The following is a 16,232-nucleotide window of genomic DNA, read 5'->3' as shown; positions in this document are numbered from 1 at the left end:
TGAACTATTTTTTCTCTTAGCTCAACGGAGTAGGCTTTCATTTTTATACACTATGTCTCTGCTTACTGTATTCTATGCGATTGCAATCCGCTATAGCTACACAAAGCTGTTGCCGCGCTAGTATCTCCAGAAAGGTTAAATTGCCGTACATTTGGTTGATAATAAGTTGTCAGAAGTCGTAAATCATCAATATCCATGCAACAAGAATGAGGATCATCAGTTGCTAGGTTGCCCCCCTCAAAAGTCACATCCGGTCGGATAGGCCACTTATCAGTCCATAGAAGAGAAGTTCTACTTCGAGGTGAGAGGTCGCCAGCAGGAGCAATAGTTTGCCATTGAGCATATTTTGGATTATCTATATTGACTTTATCGGTATAAGCACCAACAACAAGTGCATTCCACGCTTGGGAGGGATTTTCTGCTTGGCTTACATCATTTCGATTAGGATACTCACTAAATATAATATCCCCACCAATATTGCCAACCGGAATAACCATGAGTCGCTGAAATTCAAAGGAAATTTGATCTACTGCTGCTGACCAAGAAGAAGGAACTCCTCTATTATTGTCGATTTCACTCGTGACAGGCATACAAATGACACGCTGGCGCTTAGGGTTGCTAATTTCTACACGAGAAACAGCTTCCTGGGTAATTGCTCCATAAAGCTTGGGGTCGTTTTCTCCTTGCTCTGGAAGTATTTTTACGGATTCCAATCGATGGGTAAGATATACCGTGCTTGATGTTGCTAGTGCATTGTAAAGGTTGCCATAGAGGACTAGTCCAGCCATGTCAGTACCATGCCCGCGCCAATGTTTACTGTCTGCCACTCCCCAGTTTGGATTGCAGGTAAACAAATCATGAGGAGCAAGGGCTGGCTCAATTAAACGATGGGAGCGTGTAACGCCGCTATCTAATAGACAAACAGCTAAATTAGTATTCGATGCTACTATAGTTCGCCCTGCAAGTTCTCTGACCCAACTTGCCTGTTCTTGCATATCCATCTCAAAGAACATAGATGGTGAATCTTTAGCAAGACGAAGTTCGGCAATTAAACCATTATTATTAATAATTCGTGATAAGGTTATTACAGATGTCAAGGCTAAAACTACTTCTCTTTCAGGGAAGGTAATTGAGTTTACTGTTGTTCTAATATCGAGTATTTGAGCTATTTGCTGGAAAGATTCACGACAACCATGACGTAACCAAACTTCCCACCATACTTCCTGAGATTCAGATGGAAATTCAATATTGTCTGTGAATAACGCACGTACTGTACCTAAGCTAATATCCTCCAAATTTGCGATTAAAGCCTCATTTTTAGGATTACCTTTTTCAGTTTCTTCATCACGGTAAGCTTCGATTTTTGAGCCGAAAAAATCCGATGCTTTCTCTGGGACAAATACAGTTGCTGATACTGTTTCATCTGCTTCATCAGATGAGTGAACAGCAAGCAACTCGATTTTTTTAGGCTTGTTCTCCAACAGATCAACTGCTTTCAGTTCGCTTTTTTGTAGCTGTAATTCTAAATAAAAACCAGCTTCTCCAACTGCAAGTTCTGGTTCGCGCAATAATTTTTGTTGCTGATAATTTTCAAGAGCTTTTTCAAAAGCTTGTTGCAACGTTTCAGCGTGTTCTATACGATTGCGAGGTGGAAAGGATTTTTTATTTCCTCCCCCTCCACGATATGTATAATTTTGGCTATCTCCCTTTTGTACGATGTAAAAGTTAGGGAGATTCCTTTGGTACTCAGGCATTTGATCAAGAGGTTAATTTAAACACATCTTTATTAAAATAATACCGCACTCACTTAAAGATGGTGTTTTTGCGCTCTAGAATCGCAGAAATCATATTTTCTTCAGATATTGAGTCCTGATCGGAAATTACAGCTACTTTCGCCGCTTCATCTGCGGCTCGAACTAATTCTGCTTGACTTAGACCATTAGCACTCTCAATAATATGCTGCCAATTTTGCCACTCAGTATCAAAAGGAGCTAGACGTGTTTTTAGTAATTTGCGAACAACTTCTTGATTTGGTAGCTCATATTCAATAACGTCATCGAAACGTCGAAAAAGAGCCTTATCTAATAAATCAGGATGATTAGTCGCAGCAATGATTAGGCTTTGGCTGTCATCATTCTCCAAAAACTGCAAGCAGGAGTTTAAAACCCGGCGAATCTCTCCAACGTCATTAACTGAAGCACGTTGTGAGCCAATGGCATCAAACTCGTCAAAAAAATAAACACCTCTTGTCACTAGCATTGCATCAAATATGAGTTTAAGCTGATTAGCTGTCTCACCCATAAATTTTGTAATTAGACCAGTATAAAGAACTGTGAAAAGAGGAAGTTGTAATTCTCCAGCAAGAGCAGCAGCAGTCATCGACTTACCTGAACCTGGTGGACCAACTAAAAGTATTTTGCGACGAGGTTTTAAATTATACTCAGCTAAACGATGCTGCTTGATATGTTCTATAAGAATACGCTGTAATCTTTTTTCTAAAACTGGAGGAAGAACCATGTCAATAAGTCTTGTGTCTGAATACTGAACTGATACAAGATTTACTAGTTCTCCTTTAGGTTGGGTGAGCGTTTCGGGGAAAGCTTTACGCTCAATAACAGATTTACGCTCTTTTGCTTTATCAATGAGAATTTGGATGTCTTGAGCAACTTTGGTGTGTCCTTGTCTTGCTTCATGTGCAGCTATCTGTAAAGCAACAGAGAAAAATTGTTGCTCCTCACCTTCTAGGTAGCTCTTCAAGAGCGCAATAATGTGGCGAGCTGTTGACATAAAGCATTTTATCTGACAAGTTTTTTAGGCTCTCATAATGTAGAACATTTCATTTTACAACTTTAAAAAGCATCTTTAGTAGATAGATATATTAAACTGTGTATTTTTATTATCTTTTTATTGTAAGTACAAGTGTACTATAAAAAATAACAAAAAGCAATGATCAATAAATTTCGGCTAATCATAGCGCTAATTTCTTTTTAAAAAAAGAATTATTCTTATCAAAACCTTGGATATCAATCTATTGACGCTGAAAGGTCTAGTTATACATAACTTATGGCAGATATTTGCTTTATTATTGATGGCTAGTACAGCGCAACGGAAATAACCCTACCATTCAAAAGCAATGAAAACCTTGCACTGTAATGTTTTGACTTTTTACTTCCGTTTTATGATACTAATTACTTCACGGTTTGTTTTTGCAACTTCAGCACCAATTGTTGATCAATATCTTCTAAGCACAACGAAATCACAGGTTTATCTTCATTTAAAGATGCGTCCAACCCAAACCCCACAAGTTCAAGCGATCGCTTCATGAATTTATTCTTCCTAGTACCTGCTTCATCAATAAAGTTAAGGTAGTATATGGTCTTAACTGGTGCAGAGATGGCAGAATGTCAAAAGCCGATGCGCGTCTACACGCTTCTACCTCACCAAAAGTTTGCCTTGGCTTGTTGCAGCTGCGATCGCACCACTATTTGCTGTAAAAACTTTAATACTTGGGACAGTCACATAATCACCATCATCAGTAATTATCTTTGTGACTCCTGCTTTGTCCATCGCTTCCAGTATCAGCAAGTCGTAACCGTCAAGTAATTGGGTTTGGAATCTGGTAAGCGCTGCATTGCTTGTTTCTTCGCTAACCAAAACATCTGTGCATACAGAACTAGATATTACTTGACTCCAAGCGGTTTGAACTTCGGCTACAACTTTTGCTCTCTCGGTTGGGAAGTTATGACGGTATTCTTTAGATTTTAATATTGGAGAAAATATTTCTCTTTCTGTTTGCTCAATGTTGTGTGCTAATTCTGCCAATGAAAGACCGCAGTATAAAAGCAATGAGTTAGCAGAAATGGCTTTAGCAATGTAGGAAGGATACTCTGTAATCTGATAAGGACGAGATGAAATACTGGCATTAGTATAGGTATACCAATACCAGGCGTTTGTATCTACTAAGAAAATATCATCATTTTTGGGAGCGTCAGACCGGATATCAACCACTTCAGCCTGAACTGTGTAGTTGACTGGCATTACTGTGTATTTGCTTGTTCGCTGATAACTTGATCTACTCTATTACGAAAATCAGGATCGGAGTAATATCGCTTTGAATTTTCGATTACTAGTTTGAGTATTTGCTTACCAACCGTATTTAGATTGGAGAATTTCAGCAGACGGTTTAGGGTTTCTGGCTTAATATCCCGAAGTAATTGTCCAATAGCAAAGTTAAAGAACGGGGAAGCAAAAATTTCTACTCCTGCAAAGTCTAGCTCAACTTCATTAAAAGCTAATAATTCACCGATGACCAAATCGTACACTTTCTGACCATCGCCAGGTGTAATACAGTTTTTGCCTATTAGGGTTAGGATTTCGTGTTTCATAGTCCGCACATCACCCTTAAAACAACGGCTCATCATCTGGTTCAAGCTCCAAAGCATAATACGATTCGTCGCACAGGAGTGTAATATTTACCAGTGTTCCTCCAAAAAAACTTTGTCTATTTTCGTAAACTTCCTGTTTTTCATCTATTGTTGCACATCCATCATGGCTTAAAATTTGAAGTTTTCCCTTATTTATATGAACAAATTGTTTTAAATAGTCAAGACCAATACCACCCGTCACTCGTCCACCCCTGGTAGTTATCCCCTTTTGAAAAGCCCATTGCAATGCTTGGTCTGCTGGTAAGTTGGGATTTTTCTGGAAATCGCGCACGTTATGAGGGATTCCTACACCAAAGTCAACCACTGTTAGTTTAAGTTTTTTTAGTTCAGGATAATGTTGTCCGCAGCTAAAGACCCCTATATCTGTCCGTCCATGTTCAAAAGCATTGGCATAAATTTCTAACACTGTTGCAACAATCAGCTTTTGCAAATTTTGGCTGACATGAACCCAGCCTCTACCAAGCCATTGTTCGGCTAGGTATTGAACCAATTCATCTTTATTTTGCTTTGGATCTTCTCGATACGGGATAGAGTTTCCTTGCCAAGGTGCCATATCCTGGCAAAAGGCATACATAAACCCATTTTGTTGCAGATTTCTCTTGACTTTTTTATGAAGAGTATGTTGTTGAAAAGTGACTTTTCTACCTTGTGATTCAATTAACCGAATTAATCCACCCAGAAAAGCTACTGCGTTTGGTCGTAGAAACCAACATTTGGAAAAGTCGAAGATTACTTCTGAGCAGTCTTGGTTGATTTTTTGCCAAAGTTGAAACAAGCAATCAAAGTCATCTAGGTTATCGTTCACAGTAGGAATTTGAAGAGTAAGGCTCACAATTCCCTTTTGAATGCTTTGTTAAGTATTGATTTTAGCAGAGCTTGTAAGGGTAATTGGTGAGTTTTATCTACAATTCTCCTTTGAATGCTTTGTTCAAGATAGAAGGTAGTAGCGCATCAAGTTCTGTCATCGCTTCTTCTCTTAGGTGTTTCATTGCGCCTACTTTACTTTGTAGTTGATCAAGGTAGGCGACGATACGATGTTGTTCGGGGAAGGGTGGAACAGGTATATGGAACTCGCGAATACGTTTAATACCTAAATCTGGAACACCAACGCTACGAGTAGCATTAGCAGCTTGAGCGATGATAGAATCACTACGTAAATACCATAAGAGAAATCTGGGTAATACGATATCTCTATTAGGTTTGACAACTACTAAAACATGAGAAAGTGCGAAATCCCAAACTTCCGTTAATATTCTCGCCTGACCTATAGTACCAATCCGAGAATATAAAATATCACCGATGGCAAATGCACAACGCTTTAACTGTTCGTCATAAGTTTCTTCTGTCACATACTTTGCCGTCTTCTTACGAATACTTTCTGATCCTTCAAAATCAACTGTAGATATAAATGGAACACCGTGTTCTGAATAATGTGGCATTCTATGGCTTGGATTAGGATCTATAATTTCTGCTACTGAGCCAACATTTAACTGCGTCCAAACATTTTCCTCATCTACAAATACTTTATGAAGAATACTGTCCAATAAAGCTTGTGCTTCTTGATTGACTTTTTTACGTAGCGATCGCACTTCCTCAACCTTCCCTACCAGTTCCTCAACCCGCGCCACAATCCGCCGTTGTTCCTCTAGCGGTGGCAGGGGCATTTTAGCAGCAAGTAAATATTTTGGTCTAACTGCTGCGTATCCAGTTGTACCTTTAGCTTCAATATTTAATTGTTCTTCTAAAAAGTTCGCTGAAAAAATTAGCTGTAAATATTTAGGTTCTAGCTTTTTATAATTTACATCAAATAAAAAGAAATGGCTTGTACATAAAGCACCATTACCCTCTGGAGGTACAAAGCCTATTGCCCCTTTTTTACCCCATATCTCAGATAAAATTACTTGCCCACTTTTGGCAATCTGATGTTTTTTCATCCTTAAAAATGTACCATCAGCAGGTTCATCAAGCACAACGCCTTTACCATATAGTTTTACTGAAAGCTTTGGATAAATCTTTGGCTCAGGAGTTTCAATGTACTCTTTGTACTCTGTAAGTACCTCGTACAACGGTACTAGAGGATAAATTTTACTCATACTAGTAATTGTCTGTGCATCATTTACTCATAAATCACCCTCAGTAATAATGTGTTTAAGCAATTTTTTTCACCAAATAGTTTTAATAGTGGTTAAAGCTCTAATCCGCAAATCACGAGTAACTAAAGGAATACCCAAATAAAAAGCTGTAGCCGCAATAATCCTATCAGGCATATCAGGAACAGTTACCCGATCAATTTGCCGAATTACTCCTGAAACATTCCGATCCAGAGGTACAAGTACAATGCCTGCATTGGGGTCATCCAAAGCGTTTAAAATTCGTGTTAATACCTCTTCAGCAAAGCGTCCCTTCTCAACTAAATAAGCAATTTCTATGACTGTTATAGCTGATACGTAAATAGGATTACCTATATTAACTGCTTGTTCCAACGCTGTTAATGCGGCTTGAGACAATCTCTGCAAGTCAAAAACGTACCAAATTAAAGTGTGTGTATCTGCTACTATCGATGTCATTAAACAATATCCCTGGGAAAATTACCCCACATTTCTTGACGCGCTTGAGTAATATCTTCTTCAGTAATATCTACTTTTAAATCAGCACATAATCCTCTAACAGTCCGTAAAATAGTCTTGGGAGTCGTTTTTTGAGATAAAAATTCTGCAAAATCTAATAGTTGCTGCTGTTTATCAATAGGTAACTGGCGTAATCTTTCTAACACTGCTTCCTCGATATTCATCTAACTTTCTCCTGATTTAACTTCCCAAAAGCGCTTGAATCTCTGCCATAATTTCAGCTACTCGCCTATCTTTTTCTAAGATATCAGCCACTAACTGCTCAGGCGGTAAATGCTCAAAATCCTGCTGATTATTCGGATTTTTGCGGTCAAGATTATAAATTGCCCAGTAAATAGCATCTCCTTTAGCATTTTCATCTTTAGCAATCTCGCGCTGACTTCGCTCTTCAGCTTGAGCCTGTTTGACCTCATCCTTGACTACCTGAATTTGATTCTTAATCCGTGCAATATCTTTCGCTGGCAAAAAGTCTAAAATCGAATTTTGTAAACCTTGGATTTTCTCAGTTAATTGCTTAACTGTCTTTGCAAGCTGATTAGCTGTTTCTTGTGCTTTCTTTGCAGCATCCCAATGAGGTGTTGCTTCTTTTCTAGCCTGCTTATAAGTTTCCCGAAAGTTATACTTATAAGCCTGTCCATTCTCTTCTCGGTTCTTCCACCATGCCACACATTCAGCAAAATCTTCATCCTGTATCGGCTTAGTTTTGGTGTAAGTTTTCCGTCCTTCTGGTAAAGGTAACTCATAGTACCAAATGTTATCCGTTTGTCCAGAACGGTCAAAAAATAACAAATTTGTGGGAATGCCGGTATAAGGTGCAAACACCCCATTAGGTAAACGGACAATGGTATGCAGATTAAAATCCTTGAATAAATCTTCCTTCAATTTGGCGCAAGTATTATCCCCAAATAGCACCCCATTAGGAAATACTACTGCGGCGCGTCCTGGTTTTGGTTTTTGTTTGAGACGACGCATAATCAACTGAAGGAATAACAACGCCGTTTCTTTGGTTTGTTTATCTGGGGGAAAGTTATTTTTAATTCTGTCTTCCTCCTCACCCCCAAACGGCGGATTTGTGAGAATCACGTCTACCCAATCTTTTTCACCCATCTCCGCAAGGGTAAACCGCAGACTATTACCATCATCAATATCGGGATATTCAAACCCATGTAACAACAAACTCATGTGCGCTAACATCAAAGGCAAGGATTTTGCCTCAGCGCCAATAATGCTTTTTTGCAATATCTGCCAATCTTGGGCGCTACAATTCTTTTTCAGGTACTCATACGCCTCCACCAAAAAACCACCAGTTCCGCAAGCAGGGTCAAAAATCGTTTCCCCCAGCTTCGGTTCCATCACTTGCACAATAAACCGCACTACCGGACGGGGGGTGTAAAATTCTCCCGAATCTCCCGCAGCGTCCCGCATTTCCTTCAGCATCGACTCATAAAGGGTGCTAAGGAGGTTCACTTCTTCTGATTTATCAAAGTGAATCTCATTTACCTTACTTAGCACATCCCACAGCAAAGTCCCGCTAATCATGCGGTTAGTGACATCTTTGAACACCTTGGCGATGACATCAGCGCGATCGCGTCCGGTTTTGCTTTTGAGATTCCGCAAATAGGCGAGTAACCCTGCACCTTTGATGCCTTCTGGTGAAATTGCCTCATCATTGTTGATGAAACTTTTCAGGTGATCGCCAGTAAAATTTTCATTAGCTGCCCAATCTCGCCAGCGATAAGGCGGTTGAATAGTTGGTTTATAGGAAATTCCCTCTAACTCTGCTTCCACCTCATGCAGTTTCTCGGAATCATCCAAAAGTTTCAAAAACATAATCCAAGTCAACTGGGGAAGACGGTCTAATTCTCCATTTAATCCCTTATCCGTCCGCATGATGTCACGCGCTGACTTAATCACGCTTCCTAGTTTTTGTGCTGTAGTTATGGTTTTATCGTTTTGTTTGGTAGTGCGTTTGGGCATTGATTGTCAATTAATAAAAAACCTTATCTTAATTCTTATAGGTTAATTTTTCTTCTAATTTTTGTATATTATCTTGATTAGATATTAAAATACCTAATCGACGTAAATTATCACCTAGTGATACATTATTAGAATGTTTTCTCACTAGATCATTACCAACAAAGTTCACCAACCAACCTTGAAAATTTTGTTGTTCTCCTGCGATGTTAATTATCATATTGTGCCAAACAAACTGAATTTTATCATAACTAAAAAACCCTGTTTGGATAAAAATTATCCACTTTTCTTCATTTAAAGTTTCTGCTAATATTATTACAGCAGATCCCCAATCTTCTATAATGGACAAACTTTCATATTTAAATTTAGGCAGGCATATTTCCTGCCCCTCTCTGTCAAAAAAATCACCTGAAAATTTTTGATTATCAAATAATTTTATCAAATTTAATATTCTATTTTTTACACCTTTGGTCATTTCCGTAAACGGGGAACGCATAGGTGAATCTATGCAGCGAATCTCTGGAATATATCTCTCAGTAAACTCTTGGTTTTTGATATTTCTTTCTAGAAGTGACAAAAAATCTGTAATAATTTCTCCCAGTAGAGTAATAATTTTTCCAGTATTTAACTGTACAGAAAAATGAGTTATTCGATTTCGATATTTATTAAGATCAAGAATCTTGTCGCCTAAAGTTTCTTGATTATTATCTCCTTTTTTTAATTCCTCTAGACCCAGCATTATACGCGCTCGTTTTAAAGCATCTTCACATCCAATTGAATGTGGGGAATCATCCTCTTCAAAGACATCGATTATAGTAGCATTAGGTTTTGTATTAATAAGCTTCTCAAATTTATTAATTGCATCATTTATATTTGTAAAAATTAAGTATTCGTTTGTTTGAATTAGTAATAACTTCAATCCAATTTCAATTACATGCTGAATCCAAATTATTGATTCTTCGAGTAACCAAGCATCTTGATTATTTTTTGATTCAATGTACAATTCATAGCCTCTTTTGAAAGAATGATAAAAATTTTCTTCTAAACCTATACGTAAATTATTATTTGTTTTATTCATCAATCTCTCAGTAATTTTATTTAAAACTGTTTACGATTTTAGGCAGTGTAAAGTAAATTTTGTAAATAATTTACCGCTTTTTTCAATTCCTGAACACCCCCAAACCGTTGAGCAATTTCTACTACGTTGCCATATTTATCAAATTCGCGGTTAGCCTTAAATGTGGTTGGAATATTAAATTCCTCAACTCCTTTTTCTGCATACTTGTCCAAAAGTATTTCTAAAATTGCCCTAGCATCCTCCCCATATTGCTCAAAAAAGTCAGCCTTGCGACGACGCAACCTTTCAGCCCGTTGCTTGCAAGTCAGCACCGGAGCATCAAAGGCAATATGACATAGTAAATCAAAAGGGTCAGCTTCGGGAAGCTTAGTAACTTGTTTTAACTCATCAAAATCAATCCCCCGATCTGCCAACAACTCAATAATCTCTGAACGCTGCTCTGGATCTGCCCAGCGTTGCTGTATTTCTATGGTAGAACGATAGAGAATCCTAACTTGTTCTCTAGTGTAGTCAATTAATCGAGACAAGTGCAGTTGATTATCTGGGTTTAAATCATAAATTTTCTCTTCAACAATTTCTTCACTTCCCCCGTCAGCGTAATATTTCCGAGGTGGTTCGTCATCATCATCTGGGATTCCCCAAAATCCAGACTTTTCATCCTCTTCCAAGTCGTCTGTTTCCTCTTCTAACTCTGCTGACTCCAACTCCTCCTCATGTTCAGAGAGTATTTTCCCCCGATCATCAATCTCTGATTCATTAATAAGTGCGGGTTCTCCATCAAAATCTCTATCTTCAAACAACACCGTGCTATTGGTATAGTCGAGTATATTAAACGATCGCTTCCCCCGTTCTTTTCGTACACGAGTTCCCCGTCCAATAATCTGCTTAAAGTCTGTCATTGAACGAATAACACGAGCAAGCACAACATTTTTACAGGTGGGAATATCTACCCCTGTTGTTAGCAACTTAGCAGTAACAGCAATAATGTGAGTTTCATCTAAGACATCTTTAAATTTGTAGAGATGTCCTTTACCAACATCACCAGCATCAGAGGTAATGCGAGTTATGTAGTCAGGATTTGTTCTGGTGATATCGCTGTTGAGGTTGCGTAATTCCTTAATCATTGCCTTAACGTGTTCCTCATCGACACAAAAGACAATGGTTTTGGCATAGCGATCGCCACTTCTCAAAAAATCAGTAATATGTTGGGCGATCGCTTTTGTCCGCGCTTCTCTTACCAATTTCCGCTCAAAGTCTGGGGTGAGATAAACTTCATTGGGAATTGTTCTTCCATAACGGTCAATCTGTCCAGCGTTAGGTCGCCATCCTTCCCGATCGGAACGGGTAGTAATCCGATAAACTCGATAGGGAGCTAAGAAACCATCATCAATCCCTTGTTTGAGGGAATATGTGTAAAGGGGATTGCCAAAGTAGCGATAGGTATCAACGTTATCATCGCGTAGCGGTGTCGCTGTCAGTCCCAACTGATACGCTGGTTCAAAATGTTCCAGAATTTGTCGCCAGTTACTTTCATCCCTGGCGCTACCCCGGTGACACTCATCAACAATAATCAAGTCAAAATAATCAGGACTATATTCTCTGTAAAGTCCAAAGCTATATTGTGTATCACCAATTGCTTGATAAATAGCAAAGTAGAGGTCACGTCCTTTTTTCGCTTCCCCCTGAATTTTGTAAATTTTCTCCTGATTAAACGCAGAAAAATCCTTATTCATCGGGTCATCTACCAGCACATTCCGATCTGCCAAAAACAGAATTCTAGGGGAACGAGATTCTCCAGAAGCATTCCACTCCAAACTTGACAGTTTCCAAGCAATTTGGAAAGCAACAGTAGTTTTACCTGTTCCCGTTGCCATTGTCAGCAGTAGGCGCTTTTGACCTTTAAAAATTGCTGCTAGTGCAGCATTAATCGCATTTCGTTGATAGTAACGCAGTGGTTTATCTGGAATTGGATAAAACGGAGTCAACAGTTTTTCTGCTATGTCCTCTCTAATTTGCTCTTTAGCTTCCCCTGTTAATCGTCGCCAAAGTTCATCAGGACTGGGAAAAGAGTCTATTACATCAGATTGTTTACCCGTGATGAAATCAAATTCTACAATCCCTTGTCCGTTAGTAGAGTAAGCAAACCTCACCCCTAGAAGATTGGCGTAGTCTATCGCCTGTTCCAGTCCCTCATCTGGTGTTTTGTGTTTTCGCTTTGCTTCCACCACGGCTAAGGGAAATTCTCCGTTATATAGCAGTAAATAGTCTGCAAATTTCCGTTTGCCACGAGATTGGTGCTTATTTTTCGGGCGAATCTTGCCATCAGTAAAGTAATACTGCTCATAGTATGCATGGGATTCTGTTTCCCATCCTGCATCCTTTAACTTTGGCTCCACATACTTACGGCAAGTATTCGCTTCATTGCTCATTTCTTATTTTTCTTGACTTCATTATTTACTCGTCCAATTTAACCGCTAACCTCTGATAAATCTCGTCCAACCACACGGGAATCACAGGCTTACCTTCATCTAAAGATGCGATCGCCTTTTTTCTGTCATACTCCACAAGCTCAAGCGATCGCTTCTGTACTTCCGGCAATAACATAAACCGCTTGCCTTTACCTGAAATAAATAGCTCTGGCTCTTGGTCTTTCAGCTTTTTCAGCGTGGTGCTGGCTATGTCAAAACTTAATCCCACAGATAACCAATATGACATTGCAGCCAATTCTAGCAAGTTTGATTTTGAGTAATAAATACTACGTCCAGTTCCAGTCTCACTGATGACAGGAACAATTACTCCCCTTTCTCGCCAATACTGTAGCTGACGGAGGGTACAGCCTGTGATTTCAGCAGCTTCCTTGCTTGTAAAAAATGTCTCCTGCATACAATTTATTTTACAGAAGACTTATTTAAACAAATATGTTACTATTAGACAATATTATTTTAAAACGATGAGTAAAATCACTATTCAGTGTCGCCTTGTAGCCTCAGAGTCATCACGCCAGCAACTATGGAAGTTGATGGCGGAGTTAAATACGCCACTGATTAATGAACTACTACGTCAGGTAAGTCAACACCCAAAGTTTGAAACTTGGCGGCAAAAAGGCAAACACCCCACTAGTGTTGTCAAAGAACTTTGCCAACCTTTAAAAACTGATCCTCGCTTTATTGGTCAGCCTGGACGGTTTTATACGAGTGCGATCGCCACAGTGAACTACATATATAAATCATGGTTTGCCCTGATGAAGCGATCGCAGTTCCAACTAGAAGGCAAAATTCGCTGGTTGGAAATGCTCAAAAGTGATGTTGAATTGGTCGAAAATAGTGGTGTCAGCTTAGATAGTCTTCGCACTATAGCTGCTGAAGTTTTGGCTGAATTTGCTCCCCTTAATACTGCTAAAACTCAATCAACGAATGGGAAAAAAGCTAAAAAGCGCAAAAAATCTCAAAATTCAGATAGCAACAATTTATCAAAGAACTTATTTGAGTCCTATCGCAAGACAGAAGATAACTTGACTCAATGTGCCACCAGCTATTTACTAAAAAATGGTTGTAAAATAAACGATAAAGAGGAAGACGCTAAAAAATTTGCTCAACGCCGCCGTAAACTTGAAATTCAAATTGAACGCCTCAGAAAACAGCTAGAAACACGAATTCCCAAAGGTAGAGATTTAACATCTGCCAAATGGTTAGAAACTATTGTTGTTGCCGCTCATAACGTTCCAACAAATGAGTCCGAGGCAAAATCTTGGCAAGACAGCCTTTTAAGGCAATCCAGCAAAGTACCTTTCCCAGTAGCTTACGAAAGCAACGGAGACATGACTTGGTTTAAAAACCAGTTCGGGCGCATCTGTATAAAATTCAACGGTTTGAGTGAGCATAGCTTTCAAGTTTATTGTGATTCTCGCCAACTTCACTGGTTTCAACGCTTCCTAGAAGATCAACAAATTAAGAAAAATAGCAAAAATCAACACTCCAGTAGCCTATTCACCCTGCGTAGTGGGCGTATTGCTTGGCAAGAAGAGGAAGGCAAAGGCGATCCTTGGAATCTTAATCGTTTAACCCTCTACTGTTCTGTAGATACCCGCCTATGGACGACTGAAGGAACCGATCAAGTAAGGGAAGAGAAAGCCGAAAAAATCGCTAAAATTATCACCAATACAAAAGCCAAAGGCAAGCTTAATGAGAAACAGCAAGCTCATATCAAACGGAAAAACTCTACCTTAGACAAAATTAATAACCCTTTTCCTCGCCCTACTAAACCTTTATATAAAGGTCAATCTCATATTCTTGTCGGTGTTAGCCTCGGCTTAGAAAAGCCTGCAACAGTCGCAATCGTAGACGGTACTACAGGTAAAGTCCTTACCTATCGCAGTATCAGACAACTACTTGGTGATGACTACAAACTGCTAAATCGACAGCGACAGCAAAAGCACTCTTTATCCCATCAACGCCAAGTAGCTCAAACGCTTGCCGCACCAAATCAGTTTGGAGAACCAGAATTAGGGGAATATATAGATAGATTATTGGCGAAAGAGATTATTGCGATCGCCCAAACATACTCTGCTGGAAGTATTGTTCTACCTAAGTTGGATAATATGCGAGAACAAGTTCAGAGTGAGGTTCAAGCCAAAGCTGAACAAAAATCAGACTTAATAGAAGTTCAACAAAAGTATGCCAAACAGTACCGAGTTAGCGTTCATCAATGGAGTTACAGCAGATTGATGGCAAATATTCACTCGTCAGCTGTTAAAGCTGGAATTGTGATAGAGGAGTCAAAACAGCCAATTCGAGGTAGTCCACAAGAGAAAGCGAAAGAATTAGCGCTCGCAGCTTACCATTCCCGCAAAATAAACTGATTGACAAAACACCGAACCTTGACAATAGAATAAGAATACTCAATAGCGCCGCAGTTCATGCTTGTTACAAGCTTCTGTGCTGTGTAAATTTGGGTTAGTTTGACTGCTGTTAAACAGTCTTGCTTTCTGACCCTAGTAGCTACCCACCTTGATGCTGCTGTCCCTTGTGGATAGGAATTAGGTGCGCCCCCAGTAATAGAGGTGCGGGTTTACCGCAGCGGTGGCTACTGAATCACCTCCGATCAAGGAGGAACCCACCTTAATTATTTTTTGGCGAATCGAAGCGGGGTCAATTTCCCTGGGGATCTGCCAAAAGTCTAAATCGCTTATTTAGTAAGGTTTATAGCCTTTACTGTGTCAATTGATTTACTTTTTTAAGTATTGACTGATAGGTGATTTTGGGAGACTTGCCAAAAATGTATTCAGAACTGTTGGCAAATCAAAGGTTTGGAGCGCAGAGTTTCAACACCCCTCCCAGCTAGAGGCGGGTTGAAAGTTTAGAATTACCATAGCGGTCTGTATGATGCCGCGTTTCAACACCCCTCCCAGCTAGAGGCGGGTTGAAAGTAAGTTGGAGCAGCTACCTCCGGCTGACTGGGCGTGGTTTCAACACCCCTCCCAGCTAGAGGCGGGTTGAAAGATATAAATCTCCTGAGTAGCCTCAGCTTCCTTGCCAGGTTTCAACACCCCTCCCAGCTAGAGGCGGGTTGAAAGAAGCTGGTCAACGTCGCCCATTCTTTACCATCTTCAGGTTTCAATACCCCTTCGGATAGAGATGGGTCATAAAGATTTATATCTTATTTTTCAGATTAGCTACAAAAGTTTTGTTAAAAACGGTGGGTTGAAAGGACTCTTAATCTATTGGTCGTAAATGTTTTGGACAAAAGAATATTTTATAACAAGGTGAGATTAAACGCACAGTACGTTATAGATTCTTGCTGCAATCACCAACTTTAGGTATCTTGCAAAAGCATTCTAGGCGGTTTCTTTTAAAGCATCGCAATCACCTAAAAGTGAGATATAAATGGAATAATATTATAGGAAATTTATATTTATAGGACTTACGCATTGACAGGAAAGACCAAATGTGGAGTATGGATTTCAGGCATTAAACCTTGATCTATGGCTACTTTTTACGCGATCACTATTTATCAAAGGATGATTAATAAAAGCCCGAAACGACGTATTTACGTTAATGCACAAGATAATAAATTTGTGCAGTGCGTAATTCATAATCTAGTTCTCTAAAC

14 protein-coding genes are annotated in these 16,232 nt (G+C 39.3%); 1 reads left to right on the top strand and 13 read right to left on the bottom strand.

Annotated features, from left to right (window positions below; genetic code table 11):
* Positions 1-62: 62 nt before the first annotated feature.
* The 13 genes from V7K89_RS04265 to V7K89_RS04205 form a co-directional block, all read right to left on the bottom strand.
* Complete coding sequence (locus V7K89_RS04265; RefSeq protein ID WP_335184655.1) at positions 63-1,754, bottom strand: S8 family peptidase; 1,692 nt, start codon at positions 1,752-1,754, stop codon at positions 63-65.
* Between the two features lie 49 nt (positions 1,755-1,803).
* Entirely contained in the window at positions 1,804-2,787 is a 984-nt protein-coding gene (locus V7K89_RS04260) for an AAA family ATPase (RefSeq protein WP_335184653.1), read from the bottom strand.
* Positions 2,788-3,188: 401 nt separating this feature from the next.
* On the bottom strand, positions 3,189-3,323 hold the full coding sequence (locus V7K89_RS04255) for a hypothetical protein (RefSeq protein ID WP_335184650.1): 135 nt from the start codon (positions 3,321-3,323) through the stop codon (positions 3,189-3,191).
* A gap of 109 nt (positions 3,324-3,432) precedes the next feature.
* A complete protein-coding gene (locus V7K89_RS04250) occupies positions 3,433-4,038 on the bottom strand; it encodes a hypothetical protein (protein ID WP_335184648.1) in 606 nt (201 codons plus the stop codon).
* The gene (locus V7K89_RS04245; protein WP_335184646.1) at positions 4,038-4,385 is read right to left on the bottom strand and encodes an STAS-like domain-containing protein; all 348 of its coding nucleotides are present in this window, start codon (positions 4,383-4,385) and stop codon (positions 4,038-4,040) included. Before V7K89_RS04245 ends, V7K89_RS04250 begins: the two co-directional genes overlap by 1 nt.
* Before the next feature lie 16 nt (positions 4,386-4,401).
* The gene (locus V7K89_RS04240; protein ID WP_335184644.1) at positions 4,402-5,277 is read right to left on the bottom strand and encodes an ATP-binding protein; all 876 of its coding nucleotides are present in this window, start codon (positions 5,275-5,277) and stop codon (positions 4,402-4,404) included.
* A gap of 70 nt (positions 5,278-5,347) precedes the next feature.
* Positions 5,348-6,538: a restriction endonuclease subunit S gene (locus V7K89_RS04235; RefSeq protein ID WP_335184642.1), complete on the bottom strand. Its 1,191-nt coding sequence runs from the start codon at positions 6,536-6,538 to the stop codon at positions 5,348-5,350.
* Positions 6,539-6,607: 69 nt separating this feature from the next.
* Positions 6,608-7,012 carry a type II toxin-antitoxin system VapC family toxin gene (locus V7K89_RS04230; RefSeq protein WP_335184640.1) on the bottom strand — a complete coding sequence of 135 codons (405 nt, stop codon included), beginning with the start codon at positions 7,010-7,012 and terminating at the stop codon, positions 6,608-6,610.
* Positions 7,012-7,236, bottom strand: coding sequence for a hypothetical protein (locus V7K89_RS04225; RefSeq protein ID WP_335184638.1), 225 nt, complete (start codon positions 7,234-7,236; stop codon positions 7,012-7,014). The genes V7K89_RS04230 and V7K89_RS04225 overlap by 1 nt, the downstream gene beginning before the upstream one ends.
* Positions 7,237-7,252: 16 nt before the next feature.
* On the bottom strand, positions 7,253-9,049 hold the full coding sequence (locus tag V7K89_RS04220) for a class I SAM-dependent DNA methyltransferase (RefSeq protein WP_335184637.1): 1,797 nt from the start codon (positions 9,047-9,049) through the stop codon (positions 7,253-7,255).
* Positions 9,050-9,077: 28 nt separating this feature from the next.
* Positions 9,078-10,124: a hypothetical protein gene (locus V7K89_RS04215; RefSeq protein ID WP_335184635.1), complete on the bottom strand. Its 1,047-nt coding sequence runs from the start codon at positions 10,122-10,124 to the stop codon at positions 9,078-9,080.
* 38 nt (positions 10,125-10,162) lie between these two features.
* Positions 10,163-12,553 carry an EcoAI/FtnUII family type I restriction enzme subunit R gene (hsdR, locus tag V7K89_RS04210; RefSeq protein ID WP_335184633.1) on the bottom strand — a complete coding sequence of 797 codons (2,391 nt, stop codon included), beginning with the start codon at positions 12,551-12,553 and terminating at the stop codon, positions 10,163-10,165.
* 25 nt (positions 12,554-12,578) lie between these two features.
* Complete coding sequence (locus V7K89_RS04205) at positions 12,579-13,007, bottom strand: MerR family transcriptional regulator (protein ID WP_335184631.1); 429 nt, start codon at positions 13,005-13,007, stop codon at positions 12,579-12,581.
* A gap of 67 nt (positions 13,008-13,074) precedes the next feature.
* Here V7K89_RS04205 and cas12k point away from each other — a divergent pair, with 67 nt between their 5' ends.
* The gene (gene cas12k, locus V7K89_RS04200; protein WP_335184629.1) at positions 13,075-14,982 is read left to right on the top strand and encodes a type V CRISPR-associated protein Cas12k; all 1,908 of its coding nucleotides are present in this window, start codon (positions 13,075-13,077) and stop codon (positions 14,980-14,982) included.
* Positions 14,983-16,232 lie beyond the last annotated feature (1,250 nt).

Source organism: Nostoc sp. (genome assembly GCF_036917515.1).
Taxonomy (GTDB): domain Bacteria; phylum Cyanobacteriota; class Cyanobacteriia; order Cyanobacteriales; family Nostocaceae; genus Nostoc.
This window is presented reverse-complemented; position numbering and strand designations above follow the sequence as displayed.